The sequence below is a fragment of the Brenneria sp. g21c3 genome, from assembly GCF_040240345.1.
Classification (GTDB): Bacteria; Pseudomonadota; Gammaproteobacteria; order Enterobacterales; family Enterobacteriaceae; genus Brenneria.
Window position 1 is genome coordinate 396,591 of record NZ_JBEIAB010000003.1, and the last position, 22,826, is coordinate 419,416.

The 22,826-nt window shown below is 52.3% G+C and carries 19 protein-coding genes and 1 pseudogene; 14 read left to right on the forward strand and 6 right to left on the reverse strand.

The window, feature by feature from the left end:
- Positions 1-74 precede the first annotated feature (74 nt).
- Positions 75-1,568 carry a MocR-like pyridoxine biosynthesis transcription factor PdxR gene (gene pdxR / locus ABRZ28_RS07015; RefSeq protein ID WP_319602372.1) on the forward strand — a complete coding sequence of 498 codons (1,494 nt, stop codon included), beginning with the start codon at positions 75-77 and terminating at the stop codon, positions 1,566-1,568.
- A gap of 182 nt (positions 1,569-1,750) precedes the next feature.
- Positions 1,751-2,845, forward strand: a complete 1,095-nt coding sequence (locus ABRZ28_RS07020) for an ABC transporter ATP-binding protein (protein ID WP_319602371.1) — start codon at positions 1,751-1,753, stop codon at positions 2,843-2,845.
- Positions 2,846-2,906: 61 nt separating this feature from the next.
- Here ABRZ28_RS07020 and ABRZ28_RS07025 read toward each other — a convergent pair whose 3' ends face one another.
- A complete protein-coding gene (locus ABRZ28_RS07025; RefSeq protein WP_319602370.1) occupies positions 2,907-3,155 on the reverse strand; it encodes a GlsB/YeaQ/YmgE family stress response membrane protein in 249 nt (82 codons plus the stop codon).
- Between the two features lie 350 nt (positions 3,156-3,505).
- On the opposite strand from ABRZ28_RS07025, the gene ABRZ28_RS07030 reads away from it, so the two are divergent.
- Both ABRZ28_RS07030 and ABRZ28_RS07035 read left to right on the forward strand, forming a co-directional pair.
- Positions 3,506-4,783, forward strand: coding sequence for an acyltransferase family protein (locus tag ABRZ28_RS07030; RefSeq protein ID WP_330519838.1), 1,278 nt, complete (start codon positions 3,506-3,508; stop codon positions 4,781-4,783).
- Between the two features lie 231 nt (positions 4,784-5,014).
- Positions 5,015-6,058 carry a DUF481 domain-containing protein gene (locus ABRZ28_RS07035; protein WP_319602368.1) on the forward strand — a complete coding sequence of 348 codons (1,044 nt, stop codon included), beginning with the start codon at positions 5,015-5,017 and terminating at the stop codon, positions 6,056-6,058.
- 214 nt (positions 6,059-6,272) lie between these two features.
- Here the strand turns inward: ABRZ28_RS07035 and ABRZ28_RS07040 are convergent, their stop codons facing one another.
- The 3 genes from ABRZ28_RS07040 to ABRZ28_RS07050 all read right to left on the reverse strand — a co-directional run bounded on the left by ABRZ28_RS07040 (position 6,273) and on the right by ABRZ28_RS07050 (position 8,779).
- A complete protein-coding gene (locus tag ABRZ28_RS07040; protein ID WP_330519841.1) occupies positions 6,273-6,668 on the reverse strand; it encodes a hypothetical protein in 396 nt (131 codons plus the stop codon).
- Positions 6,669-6,670: 2 nt separating this feature from the next.
- Positions 6,671-7,834: a hypothetical protein gene (locus ABRZ28_RS07045; protein ID WP_330519842.1), complete on the reverse strand. Its 1,164-nt coding sequence runs from the start codon at positions 7,832-7,834 to the stop codon at positions 6,671-6,673.
- A 258-nt stretch (positions 7,835-8,092) separates the two neighbouring features.
- Positions 8,093-8,779 (reverse strand): gamma-glutamylcyclotransferase, encoded by a 687-nt coding sequence (locus ABRZ28_RS07050; protein WP_319602367.1) that lies wholly within the window; start codon positions 8,777-8,779, stop codon positions 8,093-8,095.
- Between the two features lie 806 nt (positions 8,780-9,585).
- Between ABRZ28_RS07050 and chaA the strand changes: the two genes are divergently transcribed.
- Positions 9,586-10,686 carry a sodium-potassium/proton antiporter ChaA gene (gene chaA, locus ABRZ28_RS07055; RefSeq protein ID WP_319602366.1) on the forward strand — a complete coding sequence of 367 codons (1,101 nt, stop codon included), beginning with the start codon at positions 9,586-9,588 and terminating at the stop codon, positions 10,684-10,686.
- Between the two features lie 179 nt (positions 10,687-10,865).
- Complete coding sequence (gene dauA / locus ABRZ28_RS07060) at positions 10,866-12,584, forward strand: C4-dicarboxylic acid transporter DauA (protein ID WP_319602365.1); 1,719 nt, start codon at positions 10,866-10,868, stop codon at positions 12,582-12,584.
- 64 nt (positions 12,585-12,648) lie between these two features.
- Here the strand turns inward: dauA and ABRZ28_RS07065 are convergent, their stop codons facing one another.
- The gene (locus ABRZ28_RS07065) at positions 12,649-13,080 is read right to left on the reverse strand and encodes a hypothetical protein (RefSeq protein ID WP_319602364.1); all 432 of its coding nucleotides are present in this window, start codon (positions 13,078-13,080) and stop codon (positions 12,649-12,651) included.
- 119 nt (positions 13,081-13,199) lie between these two features.
- On the opposite strand from ABRZ28_RS07065, the gene folM reads away from it, so the two are divergent.
- The 3 genes from folM to rstB all read left to right on the forward strand — a co-directional run bounded on the left by folM (position 13,200) and on the right by rstB (position 16,068).
- Entirely contained in the window at positions 13,200-13,922 is a 723-nt protein-coding gene (gene folM, locus ABRZ28_RS07070; RefSeq protein WP_319602363.1) for a dihydromonapterin reductase, read from the forward strand.
- A 104-nt stretch (positions 13,923-14,026) separates the two neighbouring features.
- Positions 14,027-14,761, forward strand: coding sequence for a two-component system response regulator RstA (rstA, locus tag ABRZ28_RS07075; RefSeq protein WP_330519848.1), 735 nt, complete (start codon positions 14,027-14,029; stop codon positions 14,759-14,761).
- Entirely contained in the window at positions 14,758-16,068 is a 1,311-nt protein-coding gene (rstB, locus tag ABRZ28_RS07080; protein WP_330519849.1) for a two-component system sensor histidine kinase RstB, read from the forward strand. The genes rstA and rstB overlap by 4 nt, the downstream gene beginning before the upstream one ends.
- A gap of 4 nt (positions 16,069-16,072) precedes the next feature.
- Here rstB and ABRZ28_RS07085 read toward each other — a convergent pair whose 3' ends face one another.
- The gene (locus ABRZ28_RS07085; RefSeq protein WP_319602360.1) at positions 16,073-17,083 is read right to left on the reverse strand and encodes a LacI family DNA-binding transcriptional regulator; all 1,011 of its coding nucleotides are present in this window, start codon (positions 17,081-17,083) and stop codon (positions 16,073-16,075) included.
- Positions 17,084-17,477: 394 nt separating this feature from the next.
- Between ABRZ28_RS07085 and ABRZ28_RS07090 the strand changes: the two genes are divergently transcribed.
- From ABRZ28_RS07090 to ABRZ28_RS07105, 5 genes and pseudogenes are all read left to right on the forward strand, one after another.
- The gene (locus ABRZ28_RS07090; RefSeq protein ID WP_319602359.1) at positions 17,478-18,785 is read left to right on the forward strand and encodes an MFS transporter; all 1,308 of its coding nucleotides are present in this window, start codon (positions 17,478-17,480) and stop codon (positions 18,783-18,785) included.
- A gap of 71 nt (positions 18,786-18,856) precedes the next feature.
- The gene (locus tag ABRZ28_RS07095; protein WP_319602358.1) at positions 18,857-20,980 is read left to right on the forward strand and encodes an alpha-galactosidase; all 2,124 of its coding nucleotides are present in this window, start codon (positions 18,857-18,859) and stop codon (positions 20,978-20,980) included.
- 209 nt (positions 20,981-21,189) lie between these two features.
- A pseudogene (gene asr / locus ABRZ28_RS07100) lies at positions 21,190-21,483 on the forward strand (acid resistance repetitive basic protein Asr); the annotation flags it as partial.
- Between the two features lie 160 nt (positions 21,484-21,643).
- Entirely contained in the window at positions 21,644-21,724 is an 81-nt protein-coding gene (locus ABRZ28_RS24280; protein ID WP_502880284.1) for a hypothetical protein, read from the forward strand.
- Between the two features lie 128 nt (positions 21,725-21,852).
- Entirely contained in the window at positions 21,853-22,680 is an 828-nt protein-coding gene (locus tag ABRZ28_RS07105; protein ID WP_330519851.1) for a trypsin-like serine peptidase, read from the forward strand.
- Positions 22,681-22,826 lie beyond the last annotated feature (146 nt).

Sequence of the window (22,826 nt, forward strand, 5' to 3'; positions counted from 1 at the left end):
TCTTTCTGTTGCTATTTATGCGCTAGATGGTTCTATAATCCAGAGCCAGTTTTTAATATTTAAGGGATCCACTTTTGCGTTCGCTCTTAACCGATTTATTACTTCAGCGTTTGAGTAATCAGCAGGAAGGCACGCTGAATAAGCGCCTTTATGACAGTATCCGACTGGCCATTCTCGATGGCGCCATTACCGCCGGCAGCCGGTTGCCCTCTTCACGCGATCTGGCGCATGAGCTGTCGCTATCCCGCAATACCGTGCTGGCGGCCTATGAACAACTGTTGGCCGAGGGGTATGTGGAGGCGCGAACCGGAAGCGGTACCTTTGTCACGCAGCAATTGCCTGACGGCAATATGGCGCCCGTGCGCGATGACAGCGAAATTTTTCCGCGTCAGCCCATGCAGGAGCTGTCGCGCCGCGGAACGCATCTGTTGGGGTATGCCGGCGCTTCCGCCCGCCAATGGGGAGCCTTCATGCCGGGTATTCCCGATATCGCCAGTTTTCCCCATGACCTGTGGCGCCGGATACAAACCCGTTTGACCCGCCGGGTGCAGCCTGAACAACTGTCATATTCGCCCGTCGGCGGCTGTCCCGAGCTTCAATTGGCCCTAGTGGATTACCTGCGCGTCGCGCGTTCCGTCGAATGTACCCCCGAACAGATTCTGATTACCGAAGGGACGCACCAGGCGATGGATTTGCTGGCGAAGATGCTTTGTAATCCCGGCGATCTGGCCTGGATTGAAGATCCCTGTTATTGGGGGACGCGTAATCTGCTGACGATTAACGGGCTGCGCGTCGCGCCAATTGAGGTGGATGAGCTGGGAATGGCGCCGCCGGATACCGTTTCATCCCAGTCGATCCCGCGCCTGATCTGCGTGACGCCGTCGCATCAATACCCGTTGGGCGCGGTGATGAGCCTGGCGCGGCGGCAGCGTCTGCTGACGCTGGCGCAGGAACATGGCTGCTGGGTGGTGGAAGATGACTACGACAGCGAGTTTCGCTTCTCCGGCAATCCCATCCCCGCGCTGCAAGGACTGCAAACCCAATCCCCGGTGATCTACATCGGCACCTTCAGCAAAACGCTATATCCGGGGCTGCGCGTCAGTTATATGGTGCTGCCGCCGCAGCTGGCCAGAGAATTGAAAGTCGCGCACTCGGAGCTTTACCGCGGCGGCCACTGGCTGACGCAGGCGACGCTCGGTCAGTTTATCCGCGAGGGACACTATGCCGCCCATATCCGCCGCATGCGGTTACTCTACGCCCGACGTCGGGCCATATTGACCGAGCTTATCGAACGACATCTCGGCGCGGACTATATCGGCGATAACAGCAACGCCGGACTGCATATGCTGCTCAGACTGCCCGCCGGCATCGATGATGTGCTGCTGAGCGCGCAGATTCTGCGACGCGGCGTCATGGTCAGACCGCTTTCCAGCTACTATTTGCGCCAAACCCGAGATCGGGGGCTGCTGCTGGGATATGCCTGTGTGGAAGAGCGTAAAATGGCCGAGTCATTCGCGGTGATTGTCGACTGCATTCATGCACAAATATCCACAAATCCGCCCCGTTAAGCGGTTTATTTCCACGCACCATCATAGTGCTTTGCTGTTGGCTTGCATCACCATAATGGGGCAAAGCAGGCGGCCTTTTTTTGCCCTATCGGTTTTAACTCATTCGCCACGCTCGATTTAACCAAACAGGCATGATTTATGCATAAGTCAGGTTAAGACACGTTACCGCGAGAAATGGAATAATGAGAACCTATGTCAGTTTCAAGAACATTCAGAAAACCTACGACGGTGATCGCCTGGTAGTAAAAAACCTGAACCTGGATATTCAAGAAGGCGAATTTCTTACCCTGCTCGGCCCTTCCGGATCGGGGAAAACCACCAGTCTGATGATGCTTGCCGGGTTCGAAACGCCGACGCAAGGAGAGATTTTCCTGCGCGATACGCCCTTGCATAATCTGCCGCCGCACCAACGCGGCATCGGGATGGTCTTTCAGAACTACGCGCTATTTCCACATATGACCGTGGCCGAAAACCTGGCGTTTCCCTTGTCTATCCGCCGTTTGAGCAAGGTTGACATCAAAGAGAAAGTCGACCGCGTTCTGGATCGCGTCAAGCTGACCAGTCTGGCCGATCGCTACCCTGCGCAAATGTCCGGCGGCCAGCAGCAACGCGTGGCGCTGGCGCGCGCGCTGGTTTTCGAACCTAAACTGGTGCTGATGGATGAACCGCTGGGCGCATTGGACAAACAGTTACGTGAACATATGCAGTTGGAAATCAAAGAATTGCATGAGTCGTTGGCGCTAACCGTGGTCTATGTGACCCACGATCAGAGCGAAGCGATGACCATGTCCAACCGCGTGGCCGTCTTCAACGATGGCGTGATTCAGCAGATGGACAGCCCGAGCGATATTTATGAAAAACCGGAAAATGCTTTTGTGGCGCAGTTTATTGGTGAAAACAATACGCTGATCGCCACTCAGTCCGGTTCGGACGGTAATTTCTATCGCGCCACGCTGGATGACGGTACCCAGCTTCAGGCGCTGAAGGTTCGCCCTAGCTCGCCCGGTAAAAAAATCACGCTATGTATTCGACCGGAACGCATTCGGATTAATGCGGACAACCCCGGCGCCGGCGCCCAACAGGTAAAGGCGCGCATCCAACAGTTTATTTATCTGGGCGATCATGTACGCATGATGACCGAAGTCGCCGGTCAGCCGCAGTTTATGGTGAAACTGCCCGCCAGTGAAATTCAACCGCATTGGAAAGCCGGTAGCGAAGTGACGTTATCCTGGCACCCGGAACATCTGCGCGCGCTGGATGTGGTAAAAACCCACTGATACAAGACCGACAAAAAACGCACGCCGAAGTGGCGTGCGTTTTCTCACGGAACGAACTGACTTAGCCGCGGATTTTACGGTATATCCACAGTACGACAATCGCGCCAATCACCGCGACGATAAAGCTGCCGAAATTGAAACCGTCGACGCGACCAAAACCGAAGAACGTGCTGATATAGCCCCCGACCACGGCACCGATAATCCCCAGCACCACCGTCAGGATAAAACCACCTCCGTCTTTACCAGGCATGATCCACTTAGCCAAAATACCTGCAATCAACCCAAAAATAACCCAGGACAAAATTCCCATATTAACCTCGCTTTTATTATGGAGGGCTCTACTCCCCGCCCTCCGTCGGACAACAGCAAACAGCACCGATGAGTTTATCTACAAAATTATTGGTGCAGGACACGCGGTTGTAAGTATAGACAAGAATTATCATTCGGGGAGACGAGAAGGCGTTTAACTAACCGGTTGATTATATTATCGACTATGGATGTTCCCGCGATAGCTGTTATCCAATTGTAAACCTTTCCTAAACGAAGTGGTTATTTGCCGTTGATTATAGAAGTAATCCTAAGTAAGGCGATATGCCCCTCGGCTAAACTGTTTATTACAGCACTTTGTCGCTGTTTCAACAGGATTGACTGAGGAACAACATGAAGGAAGTCAGTAAAGAACGATTTATCGGGCTGGAATGGCTGCGATTTCTGCTCGGCTGCTATGTGATGATTTATCATACGATCCATACTTATCCTCAACGCGCGCGCGTGCCGTTTCTGGATGAGCTCACCAGCATGGGATTTTTTGCCACCAGCACATTCTTTGTACTGTCTGGTTTTTTATTGGCGCATGTCTATATCAGGGACGGCCGCTTACGTGAACCCGCCCGCCGGTTCTGGGCAAAACGTTTCTTTAATCTCTATCCGATTCATATTATCGCGTTGCTGGCGTCCATCGCCGTTGTGACCCTGATGCAATGGCTCGCTATTCCGCCGGAAGGGCAAGTGGCCAGCGCCCGTTTCGTGATTTACGACACCAATGATCCGAATGTCGATCCGCAAACCTTGCGCCACTACATGACAAACACCCAACTGGCATTTAACAGTCTGTTGCAGTTATTGATGCTACAAGCGTGGAACCCCTACTTCCTGACCTTCAATGCCCCGCTGTGGTCGCTTTCTACGCTTTTCTTTTTCTATCTGACGTTTCCCCTGCTGGCGCCCCGGCTGCTAAGAAGCCTTCATCCCTGGGTGTGGATGGGGATCGTGTTCCTGCTCTATCTGCTGCCGCCGATTTGGGTGATCTGGCAACAGCAATATGGGATGCCTTATACCGGCTTGTTACAGCGCGGACCGATCTTCCGTCTGCCTGAGTTTCTGGCTGGTATTCTGGGCTATGCCATCTTTCGCAATTATCGTCAAAAAAGCACAAAACCGCTGACCAGAGGACGGTATTACGGCCTGGTCCTGTTTATCGTGGTCAACTTTGTTATCGGCACCTGGTTGTACACCCATGGCGAAGCCTACTGGTACTTTCTGCTGCATAACGGGTTGCTGTTGCCTGCGCAGGTCATGCTGGTCTGCCTCTGCGCGTTGGCGCGGGAACCCGACAGCAAATGGTTGCGCCACTGGTCGCCACGCTTGGGCGCCGCGTCGTTATCCATTTTCGCACTGCATGTGCCGCTGTTTAACTTATTCCGTACGGTTGAACAGTTGGTGCGCGGCAATCCGTTGGCGTGTTTCAGCGAGTGGGATCGCTGTGTCGCCGCCGCCGGGCAGGTTCAGCTATCGATGACGGGCTATATTATTTTCCTGCTGTCCACCGTAGCGCTGTGCGTACTGTTCCAGGAACAGATTGTTCTTCGTGTTCGACAATGTCTGACTGAGCGTTACCTGAATCGCAATGTGTCATCCTGCTCACAGAGCGCAACCTGAGTCTTGTAGCAGCTATAACGTGAAATGTGATAGACCTCGCGTTATAGCTGTTAATAATCAATCGCATCTTTTATAACTATTTACATTCTAATCAACCCCCGTTTTGGGCTAGAGCATCCTTTCAATTCCTGTTAATGTTCCCCATTCCGGTTTGAACCGGTTAATGAATCATCGGCGGTACGTCTTAAATGACGGCTTTCCAACACTTGTCACTACTGTTTATCTGGCAAAATGACACTATCCAAACACGCAATATCTTCCCTGAGTCTGGTTATCACGCTTGCTTCCGCAGGTATTACCCAAAGCCATGCCGACACCATTTGGCTGACCAATGGCGACCAGATCAGCGGTAAGATCACACTGCTCGACGGCGGTAAATTGTTCATTACCACCGATTATGCCGGTTCAATCTCTGTTTCATGGGATAAGGTAAAAACCTTCGAAACCGATCACGGTCTGGTGATTCAGGGCGAACGCTATAAGGAAGGCTCGCTGTATCCGGTGGTTAAGGCTGGGGAAAATCGCGCGATTATCGCCATGCCCTCGCTTGCCAACGACGCTGCCGGGCCGCAAACATTGCAGCTTTCTGAGATCAAATCCATCGTTGCCCAGAAGCCGCTGGTAACGGACTTATCCTGGAAAGGCAATATTGATGCCGGGATGTCGCACAAGAAAAGTTCGACGACAACGGATAACTATGACGCCACGCTCAGCACGCAAGCCCGTCACGGAACCTGGCGCCACAATATTGACGCCAGCTACCACCTGGCAAAAGAAAACAAGGTCGAAAGCACCAAGAATGCCGGCGGCGAATATGCGTTGGATAAATTCATCGACGAACACTGGTACTGGCAGGGACGTTACCAATACAAGCGTGACTGGATTGAGAATATCAAGATCAACCGTTCATTCGCGCTGGGTCCTGGTTATCAGTTCTGGGATAACGACCTAGGCGCCTTCTCGCTGACGACGCTGGTCGGTACTCAGGCCTATATTTATCAGGATAACGATAAAGACGACTTCTACTCAGGCGGTATTAAATGGGCTTACAACCGTTTCCTGTTTAGTAAATCGGTAGAAGCCTTCACCAGCGGTGAACTGGGTCGCTCCTTCGACGCTACCGCGCCGCTTTATTTGCAAGCCGATGCCGGCCTGCGTTTCAAGCTGACCGACTGGTCTTCGATGAATATGAAGGTGACGCGCACCCGAACCGAAAGCAAACAGGGTAATGTCAACGATACGCTGTACACCATGGGCGTGGGCGTAGGCTGGTAATTCGCCGCGTCAAGAATGAAATACCGTCAGCGAACCGCGTGGATAACGATGGTTCGCTGGCTTTTTTATGATGGGCTTCCATTAGAATCTTGCATGACTGGATCTTCTCATATAATCCAGTGAGTACCGCTACAGGATAATACTGATTACTTAAGGTGACCGGTATTCTTTTACGGATATTTGGCTCGTATCTTGAGTTTACATACAAACGATCTCAAAAAGATCTACTTGGTTGCTTGATCAAAATTTTATAGGTTTTATCAAACCTACCGCCTATCGCTACATTAGTACCAAACAACCCGCCAGATACTCGTACGTTAACAACGCCGGATTTAACAGGTACACCCTGAACCCTGACGCAATTGTGAGCAGGAGAGTCATTGCAATACTTCAAAGTTAATCCTGTATCGGATGGGATTATTTCACCTACAAACTTTTCTTTTCTGTTAGAATCCAGAGAAAATACAGCCCCACCATTTATATTTATTTCACTGACATAAGGCGTTCCGACTATCGCATCATTGAGAACATTACCATCAGGAGTAACATCAGCATGTAAAACACACGCTGATAATATAAATAAGATGAAAACCACAACAACTATCTTCATGGCTATTTTAATGGTTTAAAAACCATCCCCCCAAAGAACCTATTAATAAAAAACTGTAAGCTTTCCCCTTTTTTAACCCAATTGATTGATTTTCCCCAGGAAAATAGTTTCAAATGAACATGACCATTACTATCTTGCGTTACAGAACCATCCCATACAATCCAGTGTGTAGGTAACGTTGTATAGTTTGTACTACCTTCAAGAAGCCCATCATTTATTAACGTAACGACTTTATAGCCTTGCTCTACGCATTTATTTAAATCTCTAATACCCTGAGTGCCTGCCTGAGTGATTCCGACATTACTGAATACCTTTTCATAACCAGCTTTCTCAAACCATTCCGTCAACGCTTGCCACAAAGTGACACCGGCAACAGGAGAATCAAGGGTATCAAAACTAAATATCGCGTTCTCTGAATCCCTGAGTCCTGCCAGAGTCATCCAATCAAGACCTGATATGTTATCATAAAAATTACCCTCAGGATTGCGACATCCCTCACCGGGGGCTATCTCAAGTTTACCGATTTTAGTTTTCCCGTATCGCCACAACTCCCTCGCAGCTTGTGCATACACATCAGGGCGATCCATTTGCAGACAGTAAAAAAATGCAGCTGGACCGCACACACTGGCACTCGCCTGAAATGGATAAGACTGATGATAAAATCGGTTATTAATATCAGACTCAATTTTATTCTTTTCAAACGGATCTTGTGGTGACCCTATTGGATACTCTTTCGCAATAAATGGACGCTCCGGGATGGTAATTTTAATTTTCTTTGTTTCACCACCCTGGCTCTCAGGCTTCATTGTGCCATTTGACACAAAATAACAAGGGTTCTCACGCTTAACCGGAGACCAGGCTTTGCCTGATGAAAATTCTTCCAGTGTGTACATTTTAGTAAACGGAATAGGGGTAACACAGTGCGTATGTAACATGGTTTTCCGGTAAATATTGACTTCCATAATATAAATGGTCGAGAGCGACTCATTGATATTTCCGGTCATATGACTCTGTGTTTCGTAATTAGCCTGAAACGGCTGTTGCTTCACATCCACCAGGGGATATTTATTTCTGTCGGAGTCCATGCGATAAATATACAGATCATACAGCAGGGAACTTGCCGGGACATTAGAGTTAATTCGCGTACTGAGATGGTAAACAGCCATAATTAATCCATTAATATATGTAACATTATTCGTCGGATTCAGCAAAATGCCATTGCGTCACACCGTGCTCGTCGGTAACGCCCGCATCAGAATGGCCATCCGGGAACATCAGAGGATAGCCATCAGTTGACCATCGTCACCGGCGCATGACGGGACGTAGAGGTGGATGACAATGGCGTATTATCGGCTTTGCCATCAGTCTGAGACTCTTTTAGTGCGCAGCTATCCCAACCTCAACGTAAAGATTGAAAACCCGTGTTAACGCGGCTTTGCCTCGTCGTTCTCCGCCGCTTGTTGCAGCAAACGAACCTGCCGGGCCAGTTCGCATAGCCCGTCATCTTCCATGCCGTAGGTTTTCAATTCTCGCTCCAGAGCAAACAGATACTGCGCGTTGGTACCCAGCGGTCCGCTGGCCTGGGCAATAAGCGGAGCCACCTGTTTAATGCAGATGTCGTCTTCCATGAGCGGATGATCCAGGGCGGACACGAAAACCAGTGCAGTGACAGTGTCACCATTTTGTTGCTGTAGCTCAAACCAGCCGGGACGATAGCACCCCGTCAGCATTTCCCGCTTCCATAACAGCTCCAAATCTTCACGCAACGAAGACTCAGATAAACGAAAAGCCAGCCCGGTGGTTTTTCCGCCCGGCACCAATGCCAACATGCGGCCTGGGCGATTCGTCGTCCCCCGCCCGACCGTCAGGCGCAGACAAAAAGCCCGATGCCAGTCATGCAGCGTCGCCAGACAGGCTTCTTCCGCATCAAAAACCGGGTTCCACATCAGAGAACCATAGCCGAATACCCAGATCGGGCCATTGTCGGGACGACAGGCCAACGTCTTTTCCAGCGATTCCGCGCGCTGTTGCGGCGTGAGTAATAACGTATCCTCAATACATCCAAACGCTGTTCTACAATCTGCTTTTTGCAAAAAATCACGTGTTAACACGACTTACCACTCCCAGATCATTCTATTTACCGCCCATCAGGCATGTTATCGTTCCATCCTTAAAACCCAACACTGTTGCTTGACTGCTTTTTAGGCAGTAATGACACGAGATTATTCATTTCCTGTGCAGCAATCAAGTTTGATCTCGTCCGCAAAAAATGAAAAAGCGCACGGCTGGGGGCCGTTATGATAATTCATGCCCGGCGTTCGCAACCCAACAGAGATCAAAATGCCTCTAACACGCCGGAAATAGAGGAGAAAGCTGAACAATACGGCAGAACCCAGAGAAAACTGTCGTTTCAGTCAGAGTTCTCCGAATTAATCTACACTGGTAACGGCGGAAACTGATTTGACTATTTTCGGATGTCGGTCCGAATGTCGGGCTTTGTCGGAACGCGGGGCAACAGCGAATCGCCGTTCAGCGCCGTCATCATGCCGGTTGAGATGAAAAACATAATCCTAATAGCCGTTAGAGTGATGGTTTTTAATGAAATGGGCCAAATCAAAAGAAACCTTGCGATAAATTCCCTGCTGGCAGGATTAATCATAAAAATTAACCACAAAAAACATATTTAATATTATTGCGATAGAAAGAAGATAACAATATCCCGACCGTTCGCTTTAATTACCGGCCCCAAGCGTAAAAATCCGTAAAAAAACCGCGAGAAGCCGCAGAATCTGTTAATCTATACCTTCTTTTTACGATATGACTACTTTTCTGTAACCTGATAGCTAAAAATAAATTTTTGATGACATTTTGTTTTCGCCATAGCGCATAATTCCGCTGGATAAGGAGAACCCCCGTAATGAAGTCTCACTCTGAGGTTGTCAAAACCCGCCATCAGGAATATTCACTTATTCTGCCGATCGTCGCATTGATCGTTTTGTTCCTGTGGGGGGACACGCAAGATTTCCTCTCTATTCTGGGTATCAACATGCTGGCTCTGGCCGGTATTCTGTTCAGCGCCTTTAGCGTTGTTCGTCATGCCGATGTGCTCGCCCACCGCCTGGGTGAACCCTATGGGTCATTGATCCTCAGCCTGTCGGTGGTCATTCTTGAGGTTAGCCTGATTTCGGCCTTAATGGCGACCGGCGATGCCGGTCCCGATCTCATGCGGGATACGCTCTACTCGATTATTGTAATTGTCACCGGCGGTCTGGTTGGTTTCGCGCTGCTGCTGGGCGGACGCAAATTTGCAACGCAGTACGTTAACCTGAGCGGCATCAAACAGTATCTGATGGCCATTTTCCCGTTGGCGGTGATTGTGCTGGTTTTCCCCAGCGCCTTGCCCGAGGGGAACTTCAGCGTCGCTCAATCGCTGATTGTGGCGCTGATTTCCGCCGCGATGTACGGCGTGTTTCTGCTGATTCAAACCCGGACCCACCAAAGTCTGTTTGTTTACGAACATGAAGATGAAGGCGACGCCGACGATCCGCATCATGGTAAGCCGTCCGGACACAGTTCGTTATGGCATACGGCGTGGTTATTGATTCACCTGATCGCCGTTATCAGCGTAACCAAAATGGATTCTCAACCGCTGGAAGCCCTGCTGACGGAGATGAATGCGCCGGCCCAGTTCACCGGTTTCCTGGTCGCTCTGTTGATCCTGTCGCCTGAAGGACTGGGCGCTATCCGCGCCGTGCTGAAAAATCAGGTACAGCGCGCCATGAATCTGTTCTTCGGTTCTGTGTTGGCGACCATTTCATTGACGGTGCCTACCGTCACCGTTATCGCCATGCTGACCGGCCGCACGTTGAATTTCGGACTGGATTTACCGCATATCGTCGTAATGCTGGCGGTATTGGTGCTGTGCCATATTACGTTTTCAACCGGCAGAACCAACGTCTTGAGCGGCAGCGCGCATCTGGCGTTATTCGCCGCCTACCTGATGACCATCATGCTTTAACCCCTTCTTTTTTGCCGGCATTGCATTTTTGCATTGCCGGCCATCATAACAAGCATCTCTTGATGTATATCTGGATTTTCCAGGAACATCAGGCGTATCGTATATAGTGCTTATCTATCTACGACGGACCCAGCCGGCCCGCCATTTTGTTTTTCTTTTTTTACGTGGTTCTTCCTTAGATGAAAACGCATGGAATTAACGGCATCAAACCGTTCAGCGCGCTTATTGACGCGTGCTGGCGCGAAAAATATACATTACAACGCTTCACCCAAGATATTATTGCCGGCATTACGGTTGGTATCATCGCTATTCCTTTAGCCATGGCGCTGGCGATAGCCAGCGGCGTCCCTCCTCAATACGGCTTGTATACCGCGGCAATCGCCGGGATTATCATTGCGATCAGCGGTGGTTCCCGCTATAGCGTCTCCGGGCCGACGGCCGCTTTTGTCGTGATCCTCTATCCGGTTTCCCAACAATACGGGCTTTCCGGATTGCTGATCGCCAGCCTGCTCTCCGGGGTCTTCCTGTTGCTGATGGGAATATGCCGCTTCGGGCGCTTGATCGAATACATTCCCCTGTCGGTGACGCTGGGCTTTACTTCCGGGATCGCCATTACCATCGGGACGATGCAGATTAAAGATTTTTTCGGTCTGCATATGGAAGTGGTGCCCGAGCACTATGTCGGCAAAGTGGTTGCGTTGGCGCAGTCAATGCCCACATTGCACATCGGCGATACGCTGATCGGCATCGTCACGCTGGCGGTGCTGATTGGCTGGCCCAAATTGGGGATTCGTTTGCCGGGGCATTTGCCCGCATTATTGGCGGGCGTCGCCGTCATGGGCATCCTGTCGTTATTCGGCGTTCATGTCGCCACCATTGGTTCCCGTTTCAGCTACCTGCTGGCCGACGGCACGCAGGGGCAAGGGATCCCGCCGATTCTGCCGCAATTGGTGCTGCCCTGGAATGTGACCGCGCCGGGCGGTCAGGCGATGGAACTGAGCTGGCAAAGCATTTCCGCCCTGCTGCCGGTGGCCTTTTCGATGGCGGTGCTGGGGGCGATTGAGTCCCTGTTGTGCGCCGTGGTGCTGGATGGCATGACGGGTAAGAAACACAACTCCAATGCCGAACTGATTGGTCAGGGTTTCGGTAATATCATCGCCCCGTTCTTTGGCGGGATTACGGCCACCGCCGCTATCGCGCGTTCCGCGGCGAACGTGCGCGCGGGCGCGACATCGCCGGTTTCGGCCATCGTCCACTCCCTGCTGGTATTGCTGGCGCTGCTGGTTCTGGCCCCCTGGCTGTCCTACCTGCCGCTGGCGGCCATGGCGTCATTGTTGCTGATGGTCGCCTGGAATATGAGCGAAGCGCACAAGGTGGTCGATCTGCTGCGCCATGCGCCGAAAGACGATATTATCGTGATGATGCTCTGCATGTCGCTGACCGTGCTGTTTGATATGGTCGTCGCCATCACCATCGGGATTGTACTGGCGTCGCTGCTGTTTATGCGCCGCATTGCGCAAATGACCAGGCTGAGCGAACTGCCGGGTACCCAGTCACCCGATCAACTGGTGCTGCGCGTCAACGGCCCGCTGTTCTTTGCCGCGGCCGAGCGTATCTTCAGCGACTTAATGAATCGTTGTCAGGATTACCAAACGATCATCCTCCAGTGGGATGCCGTCCCGGTGCTGGATGCCGGTGGGTTAAATGCCCTGCTGCGTTTCAGCGACGCGTTGCCGGAAGGAAAACATCTGATTATCACCGATATTCCATTTCAACCACTGAAAACGCTGGCGCGCGCCAATGTTCATCCGATTGACGGCCGCCTCAGTTTTTACGGCTCTCTGGCTCAGGCGTTGGACGCCGTTGGGGAAACGAAGGCGTTGAACGCGCCGAAATAGGTAAGTGAGACGCTACCGGCGAGGTTAGCAGCATAAAAGGCACGCCTCTGACAGGCGTGCCGGTTTATTTCACCAGCGCGTTAGGCTCCGTCACAATCCGCACGGACAAACACTCATCCTGCTGGGTCAATGCCAGCGAATCATGACACTCCTCATCAATGACGCCCAATTGCTCATTCGTCAACGGATAAGGCAGTTGAATATCAAATGTCTGTAGGCCTTGCTGCCGCGCCAGCTCGATCAGTCTGGCGATATTTATCTCATCGCTGACCTGCGTGGAGAGAACTTGCATGGCAAGCATTTTAAGACGATCTTTGAAGGATACTTTTTGCCGGGATAACGGTGTCTTGGTCACCATGCCGAAAAACGGCCAAACGCCGTAGATGGCGTCAATAAAACGCCAGTGCTTCTTACACAATGCTGCCAGATAATCTGTATAGTCGATGCATATTCTTTCGTTGAAATATGCCGGCTCGTCGGGGTGATACTTCGCCATCCCCTATCTCCTCTTTGCCGCGCACGGTTTTGCGATAAAACCTTAGCATGCGAAACCGTTTATTCCAGTATAGTGGCATGGTTTAGTGCGATTTTACCAGTCAGTTTGGAGTATTGATTGTGGCAACTTTTTCTTCCGCTCCCGTATTGATTACCGGCGGCATCAGGCGCATCGGACTGGCGCTGACGCGTTCATTTCTGGCGAAAAACATTCCGGTGATCGTCAGCTGGCGTACGCCGTATCCCGAGCTTGAGGAATTAACGCAACTGGGCGCCGTCTGTTTGCCGGCCGATTTTTCCACAACAGAGCAAATTTACGCCTTTGCCGAACAGGTGAAAGCGCTGGCGCCGCAACTGCGGGGGATTATCCACAACGCCAGTAGTTGGCAGGCGGAAAGTTCGGCGATACCACCGGAAAAGACGCTGGCGGAAATGTTGCAAATCCACGTTTACACGCCCTACCTGCTCAACCAGTTACTGGAGTCCTGCCTGCGCGGTCAGGGTGTCGCCGGCGCCGATATCATTCATCTCACCGACTATGTGGCGGCAAAAGGCAGCGATAAGCATATCGCGTATGCCGCGAGTAAAGCGGCGCTGGACAATATGACCCGTTCTTTTGCCCGCAAGCTGGCGCCGGAAGTGAAAGTTAATGCGATCGCGCCCGCGCTGATCATGTTTCATGAGCATGATAATGAGCAATATCGACGGCAGGCGCTGGATAAATCGCTGATGAAAATCGCGCCGGGCGAAGAGGAAGTGGTCCGACTGGTGGATTACCTGATGTCCAGCCGTTATATCACCGGCCAGACCCTGGGATTGGATGGCGGCCGCGCGCTGCGTTGATGCATTAATCGCCAGGCAGTTAACACCCGTTTACGCTTCATGGCTGGAGCTTGCCAGGTCATCGATCTATGCTAGCCGCAGCGGTTTTGGGGAACACGGGCGCCATGTATAAAATTGTTTTTATAGAAGACGATGCAGAAGTCGGTAAGCTGATCGCCGCTTATCTCGGCAAGCATGATATTGAGGTCAGGGTCGAAGCGCGCGGCGATCGGGCGCTGGCGTTTATCGAACAGCAGCGGCCCGACCTGGTGCTGCTGGATATCATGCTGCCGGGCAAGGACGGCATGACGATCTGCCGTGAATTGCGTCCGCAATACCGCGGCCCGATCGTCCTGCTGACCTCGCTGGATAGCGATATGAATCATATTCTGGCGCTGGAAATGGGCGCCGATGATTATATTCTGAAAACCACCCCGCCCGCGGTTCTGCTCGCTCGCCTGCGTCTGCATTTCCGCCAGTACGGCAATGCGCCGCAGGCGGGGATAGAGCCAGTCGCCGCGCCGTTGCAGGTTCACAAACCTTTGCACTTTGGTCTGCTATGCATCGACCCCGTTAACCGTGAAGTGACGCTGGGGGAGGAAAACATCGCGTTATCAACCGCTGATTTCGACCTACTCTGGCAACTGGCGACCCATGCCGGAAATATCATGGATCGCGATGCGCTGCTGAGAAATCTTCGCGGCGTCAGCTACGATGGCATGGATCGCAGCATCGATGTCGCGGTTTCCCGCCTGCGTAAAAAGCTCTACGACAATCCGACGGAGCCGTTCCGTATCAAGACCGTGCGCAACAAGGGCTATCTGTTCGCGCCCCATACCTGGGAAAGCGTGGCGTCATGAAAAAACTGTTTATCCAGTTTTTTTTGCTGTTGTTCGCCTGTTTTGTGGTCATGACGCTGCTGGTCGGGCTGGTCTACAAAGTCACCGCTGAACGCGCCGGAAGACAGTCCATGGACGATCTGATGAAAAGCTCGCTCTATCTGATCCGCAATGAACTGCGCACCATCCCGCCGCGCGATTGGCACAAGACCATCAGCCAGTTGGATTTAAACCTGTCGTTTCAATTGCAAATCGAACCATTGAATAAATATGCGTTGAGTCCCGGCGCGCAACAGCGGCTGAATCAGGGCGAGATCGTCGCGCTCGACAATGAATATACGTTTATTCAACGCATTCCCCGCAGCCATTATGTGCTGGCGGTCGGGCCGATCCCCTATCTGTTTTTTCTGCATGAAATGCGCCTGCTGGATCTGTTGCTGGTCATGCTGATTGGTTTGTCGCTGGCGCTGCCGGTGTTCTTGTGGATGCGGCCTCACTGGAAGGCGATGCTGCAACTGGAAAATGCGGCGCAGCGCTTCGGCGATGGGCATCTTGAAGAGCGTATCCATTTTGACGATACCTCCAGCCTGTTTCGTCTCGGTATCGCATTTAATCTGATGGCGGATAACCTGAATCAACTGATCGCCAGTAAAAAGCAGCTTATCGATAACATCGCTCACGAATTACGTACGCCGCTGGTGCGTTTACGCTATCGGCTCGCCATCAGTGAAAATTTAACCGAAGAAGAACAGCAGGCATTAAATCGGGATATCGGCCAGCTTGAAGCGCTGATCGACGAACTGCTGACCTATGCCCGATTAGACCGGCCGCAGGTGACGCTGCACCTCAGCGAAATCGACCTCCCCGGCTGGTTACAAACCAAAGTCGATGACTTCCGGCTTATCCATCCCGATAAACGCATCACGCTGGCTATCCCCAATCGGACGAATTTCGGCTATCTCGACCTGCGTTTGATGGAGCGCGTGTTGAATAACCTCGTCAACAACGGATTACGTTTCTGCCGCACCCGCCTGCACATCAGTCTGCTGTCGGACGGCCACCATACCGCCAGTCTTTACGTTGAGGACGACGGGCCGGGCATCGACCCGGCGCGGCGGGAACAAATCTTTGAGCCTTTCGTCCGGCTGGAAGCGGGAATTGAAAACAGCAGCGGCGGTTGCGGACTCGGTCTGGCTATTGTTCACGCCATCGTCCGGGCGCACGAAGGCACCATCAGCGTGGATAATAGCTCGCTGGGCGGCGCCGGATTTTGCTTTTCCTGGCCGATCAAACATGCCGCCGCGCCGCAGACTGCGGCGCATAGCTGACGGCTCAGACAGGCGGACAATCGGTATCGCCCCGCCCCAGTTCCGGCTGCCATAGAACCTGAACCTGCTGCGGATCGGCGCCGTCCAGCAGGCGCCGGATCATGGCGGCGATCTGTTTACCCACGTTGGTACGGGTGTTTTGAATAATCGGCGTTATCGCGACGTCGATCAGGTTATCATCCGGCAGACCGTCATAAACGATCAGGGATACGCCCTGCTTGCCCAACCGGCCGACTTGCTGTAGCGCGCTGGCCGCGCCTTCACCCAGCATATTGCAGTCGGTGATGATGGCCGTCGGCGGCTCATCCAGCGCCAACAGCCGCTGAGTGGCGTAGTAACCGCCGGGCCGATTAGGCTCGGCCTTCTGGATGTAATTCTCCGGTTGCGGCAATAAACAACGGGCCAGCGTATCCGAATAGCCTTGCAGGCGTTGCTCCACATAGGCGAGCTGGGCGTTGGTGCTTAAAAAGGCGATGCGTTGGTGTCCCAATTCAACCAGCCGCTCTACGGCCATGACGGAACCGGCGTAGTTGTCGAAATCAAACCAGGCATAAGGTTGGGATAAATTGCTGCGCCCGAGCGCCAGAAAAGGAAAATTTTGCGCCTGGAGATACTTCAGCCGGTGATCGTCAGGCCTGGTGTGGGCAACCAACAGCGCGTCTACCCGTCGGGTTTGCACCAGACGAGTCAATGACTGGTGCGTTTCGTTGGGTTCGTCAGGAATAAGCAGCAAATCGATACCGAATTTCGCCAGTTCGATGCTGATCCAGCCAATCATTTCCAGAAAGGTCGAATTGTTCAGCACCCGCGGGCGGGACGGATACGCCAGCGCCACCGCATCGGTTTTCCCCATTTTCAGCCGCCGGGCCGTCAGGTTGGGCTGATAGCCTAAACGTTTGGCGGCTTCCACGATCCGTTCCCGCGTCGCGGGCGCGACGTCATCATAACCATTCAGTGCGCGGCTGACCGTGGTAGAGGAAATTCCCAGTTCGCTGGCGATCTTTTTTAATGACATATTCAACCCGGCATCCGATGTTTAAGGGAAGGAAAACGCTCTTGATATACCATTCAATATAAATAAGCTCAATAGGTTACCGCGTCTGCGACCGGCGCCGCCCTTTCTCTTGCCGCCAGAAGCCCGACTGCGGCCAATTCTAGCATTTTCCGCACTGACCCCGGTCGCCCAAAATAACAAAACAGCCAAATTTTTTAAGCTCATCACAGATCCGAAACGTTTAGATTCAAAATCTAAACGTTTCGGATGTATGTTTAATGCCGAACGTTGCCAACGGCGACATGCGCATAAACGGCGAAATCGTACTTAGAATGACCAATGCCGCGCACATTTCGCCACGATGAAAGCGCCGGCCTTCTTACCCTTGCGCGACCAGCTACATCATGAGGTGTTTATGAACGAAGTAAGCGAAGAAAAATCCTATCGGGGGAACCGCAATTTCTGGTTGTTCGGGCTCTTTTTCTTCTTCTATTTTTTTATCATGGCCTCCTACTATCCGTTTTTTCCCATATGGCTGCATGATATTAATAATTTAAGCAAGACCGACACCGGGATTGTCTTCGGCAGTATTTCCTTATTCGCTCTGGCTTTCCAACCCATTATGGGGCCATTGTCGGACAAGCTCGGCCTGAGAAAAAACCTGATGTGGATCATCGTCGGGTTGCTGATCCTGTTCGCGCCTTTCTTTATTTATGTTTTCAGCCCGTTGTTAAAATACAATATTTTTATTGGCGCGTTGATTGGCGGCTGCTACCTGGGATTTGTGTTCACCGGCGGTTCTCACGCGATCGAGGCCTATATCGAAAAGGTCAGCCGGCACAGTCATTTTGAATACGGCCGTACCCGCATGTTCGGCTGCATCGGCTGGGCATTGTGCGCCACCGTTGTGGGGATGCTCTATACCGTCAATAATGAACTGATCTTCTGGATGGCTTCCGGCTGTGCGCTGGTGCTGGCCGTATTGCTGTTTTTATCCCGCCCCGATGAGCAGTCGACGGCCTATGTCGTCGATCAACTGGGCGCCAATAAACCCGCATTCAATTTGAAAAATGCCGTTGAGCTGCTGAAAAAACCGGCATTATGGTTCTTCATTCTCTATATCGTGGGCGTACCCTGCATTTACGATGTGTTCGATCAGCAGTTCGCCAACTTTTTCACCTCCTTCTTCGCCACCAAGCAGCAAGGTACTGAAATATTCGGTTTTGTCACGACCGGCGGTGAATTACTGAATGCGACCGTCATGTTTTTCGCGCCGGTCATCATTTCTCGCATCGGCAGTAAAAACGCGCTATTGCTCGCCGGCGCCATTATGTCGATACGCATTATCGGCTCGGCGTTCGCCACCTCCGCCGTCGAAGTCGTCATTCTGAAAATATTGCATATGTTTGAAGTGCCGTTCCTGTTGGTCGGCTCTTTTAAATATATTACCCAGGTATTTGAAGTCCGCTTTTCCGCGACGGTTTATTTAATCGGTTTCTGCTTCAGCAAGCAGTTATCAATGATTTTCATGTCCGTTTTTGCCGGTCGTATGTACGACCATATGGGCTTCCAGGATACCTATCTGGTTCTGGGCTGCATTGTGTTGGCGTTTACCGTGATTTCAGCCTTTACGCTTTCCGGGCATGGCGTCGTTGAAACTATTCGTTCTTATTGCAAAAGTGATAAGCAGATGGTTCAGACGGCGGATAAATCCCGTTTTTAACACATCCATCTCTATGACGAAAAAACCAGCGTCCGCCGCTGACAAATGCGTTAATTTTCTTTGGAGCTGTTATGAATAATATTGTCAGGTTATCCAGTCATGATTCAGATGTTATTTTACGCTGCCATCCGTATGTGGAAATTATCTATTGGGGCAAACATCTGGAAAATTATCGACCGGAGATGATAGAAGCCTTAACCCGTCCGGTGCCTAACAGCCGTTTGGATAACGACGCGCCATTGACGATTTGTCCTGAAACCGGGCGCGGGCTATTCAGCTCGCCGGGGATGGAAGGCAACCGTAACGGTAAAGACTGGTCGCCGGTTTTCACCACGCTGAGCCATTCGATTACCGATAACGGGCTGACGATTATCAGCGAGGATGCGATCGCCGGTTTGCGGCTGGTCAGCGAATTACAGCTTTGTGCGGATAGCGGCGTGTTGAAAACCCGCAATACGTTGACCAATATTCGTCCCGGGCCGTATCGCGTCGACCGTCTGGCCGTTACGCTGCCGTTGCCGGCGCGCGCCAATGAAATCATGGCGTTTAACGGCCGCTGGATTAAAGAGTTCCAGCGCCATTCGCTTAAGCTGGAGCACGGCGGTTATATTCAGGAAAACCGCCGCGGCAGAACCTCGCACGAATACTTTCCGGGGCTTGTCGTGGGCAAAAGCGGGTTCAGCGAACAGCAAGGCGAAGTCTGGGGGCTGCATCTGGCCTGGAGCGGCAACCATCGTTTGCGCGCCGACAGCAAAAGCGACGGCCGTCGTCAGGTACAGGCGGAGGCGCTCTATTTTTCCGGTGAAATTACGCTGGAAACCGATCAAAGCGTCAGCACGCCCTGGGTATATGCCGCCTATTCCGCCGATGGCCTGAACGGCATGAGCCGGCATTTTCACCAATATGTTCGCCGCCGGATTGTGCCGTCGCTGGCGAATAAGCCCCGCCCCGTTCATTTGAATACCTGGGAAGGGATCTACTTTAAGCACGACCCGGATTACATCATTCGCATGGTGGAGAACGCCGCCAAAATCGGTATTGAACGCTTCATCATCGATGACGGTTGGTTTAAAGGCCGCAATAACGATCTCAGCTCGCTGGGCGACTGGTACATCGACGCGGAAAAATATCCTCACGGGCTGCAACCGGTGATTGATGCGGTCAGAGCGCACGGCATGGAATTCGGCATCTGGGTGGAGCCGGAAATGATCAATGAAGACTCCGATCTGTTCCGCGCTCACCCGGACTGGGTATTGAAGCTGGAGGGTTATCCGATGTTGGTCGGGCGCAACCAAATGTTGCTCGATCTGTCCAATCCACAGGTTTACGACTATCTGCTGGCTCGTCTGGACTGGCTATTGAGCGAACACCGCATAGATTACGTCAAGTGGGACTTCAACCGTGAAGTGGTGCAGCCCGGACATTTAGGCCATCCTTCGCAGGTACGGCAAACCGAACAGTTGTACCGGTTATTTGATCAACTCAATAGCCGCTTCCCGGACGTGGAGTTTGAATCCTGCGCGTCCGGCGGCGGTCGGGTCGATTATGAAATATTGCAGCGTTGCCATCGCTTCTGGCCGTCGGACAGTAATGATGCGCTCGATCGGCTGCAAATCCAGCGCGGAATGAGTTACTTTTTCCCGCTCGAAGTGATGGGCGCGCATATCGGCGGCAGCCCCTGTCACACCACGTCCCGGCGACACAGCATCAATTTCCGCGGTTTGACCGCATTGTTCGGGCATATGGGCGTTGAACTTGACCCGGTCACTGAACCGCAGTCGGAACAGCAGGCTTTCGCCCGCTATATCGCCTTGCATAAGCAGTTACGTTCCCTGTTGCATAGCGGCGTTCAACTGCGTATCGATCATGCCGATAAAAGCACCCTGATCAATGCGGTCGTCGCGCAGGATCAGCGACAGGCGGTCGTACTGATCAGCCAGCTCGCCCTGCCGGAATATGCCTTGTGCGGCAGTTTGCAAATCCCCGGACTGAAATCGCAGGCGCAATACCGTCTTGAGGTGTTGGATATGCCCGAGAGTATGCACAAGGACCGGAATAACACCATGAAAACATATCCGGCCTGGCTGAAGCAGCCGATGACCTTGAGCGGCGACTGGCTGGGAAAAGCCGGTATCGCCTTGCCCATCCTCGATCCTGAATCCGCCATCCTGCTTCGCCTGGTCGAAGTGCAATAATCTCAGCCGGATACCGACCGCCGCGCACGCCCGGCGGTCGGAACCCTTCTGGTATGCATAATCCGCGCCTCTCCGCTCAACCGGCGGTTGTACATTCGGTTACAAGCCGAAACCAATCACTTACGGAAGCGAATTTAATTTCTCTCTATTCTCTCTTCACCGACCCGGATTCGGGTCACGAAACCTGAACGAGTAATGAGGAAATGATAATGAATAAAGTATTGGTTATGATCGCGGGTGCTGCTCTGGGTCTGTCCTCTGTCGCCTTTGCCGCCGGCACCGAATCCAGCGTTCCCGCTCAAGCTACGGCGACGTCGACCACCTCCGCGCCGGCTAAAGCCGCGCATAAAAAACATGTGAAAAAAGCCAAGGCGACAGAACAGCAGGCGCAGGCGACGAAAAAGCATGTGAAGAAGGCCAAACCCGCCGAACAAAAGGCGCAAGCGGCTAAAAAAGCAGCGAAGAAAGCGAAAACGGCCAAACCAGCAACGACCACGCCGGCTGCTTGATAGATCATTGGCGTCATTGCGCGGTGACGGACAATAGCCTCATCCCATGATGAGGTTCCGATCGCCGCGCCGATCCGATAACCGTTTCAGCTAATATCAAAACCCGCCACGGTATTAATATCGGCCGGGTCTGTCTTTCATGGGATATCAGATGATGCCACGTCGTTACTCATTTGAAATCACGTTATCTCTGGTGCTCGTCTGTGGATTTATCACCCTGCTCTTCTTTCTATAGTTCATTAGGTTACGGCCGCTCTCCACGTTAAAAAAACAGCATTGGACCTGACCGCTTTCTCATAAAATGCATCTATAGTTATTTAACTTAATTTGTGTAATACGCTGACTTTTAACGTAAGGCTCAACATGCGCATATCAGCCTGGTTGTTATGTTCATTACCTTTTATCGCCTTCTTTTGTCGGGCTGACTCCGATGCCGATGCCGATGCCGCGCAGCAAATGCTATTTTTTAATCATGACGATCGGGATCCGGTACCCAATGCGGCGCAGTGGCCCTGGCAGGCCATCGGCCAGCTAGAAACCGCCAGCGGTAATCTGTGTACCGCCACCTTAATTTCGCCGCATCTGGCGTTGACCGCCGGTCATTGCATGCTGGTGCCGCCTGACGGCAAAGCAGACCGGCCTGTCGCGCTGCGTTTTCTCGCCACGGACAAGGGCTGGCAGTATGAAACAACGGAGATTGAGGCATGGGTAAACCAGAAACTCGCCCGAACGCTGGAAGCGGATGGCGACGGCTGGATTGTTCCCCCGCCGGCGGCGCCGTGGGACTATGCCTTGATTCGGCTTAAACACACGCCGCCGGATATTGCGCCGCTCCCCCTATGGTCTGGCAGCCGCCGTGAATTAGCGCTGTCATTGGGTCTCTATGGTCAGCGCGTCACACAGGCCGGCTATCCGGAAGATCATCAGGACACTCTTTATCGTCATCAGGATTGTCTGATAACCGGCTGGGCGCAACCAGCAGTGTTATCGCACCAATGCGATACGTTACCCGGCGATAGCGGTTCCCCCTTGATGCTGCACGCCGCATCGGGATGGGTTATCGTCGCCATTCAAAGCTCCGCGCCCGCGCCCAGCGATCGCGCCAGTGCGGATAATCACGCGCTTTCCGTTACAGCCATTCGCGATACGTTGGAAAAACAGGCGAGCTCAGCTACATTATTAACGCCGTAGCGCAATATATTTTACAACTCAAATAAATTCTTTTTCACTGATGCACAACCAGGGATAAATCATTCGTCCGAATAACCCCCTATTTTATGCATTATTATCGCCGTAAATAACGACGTCCGACGAGTGTCGAAAAACGCACGAACCAT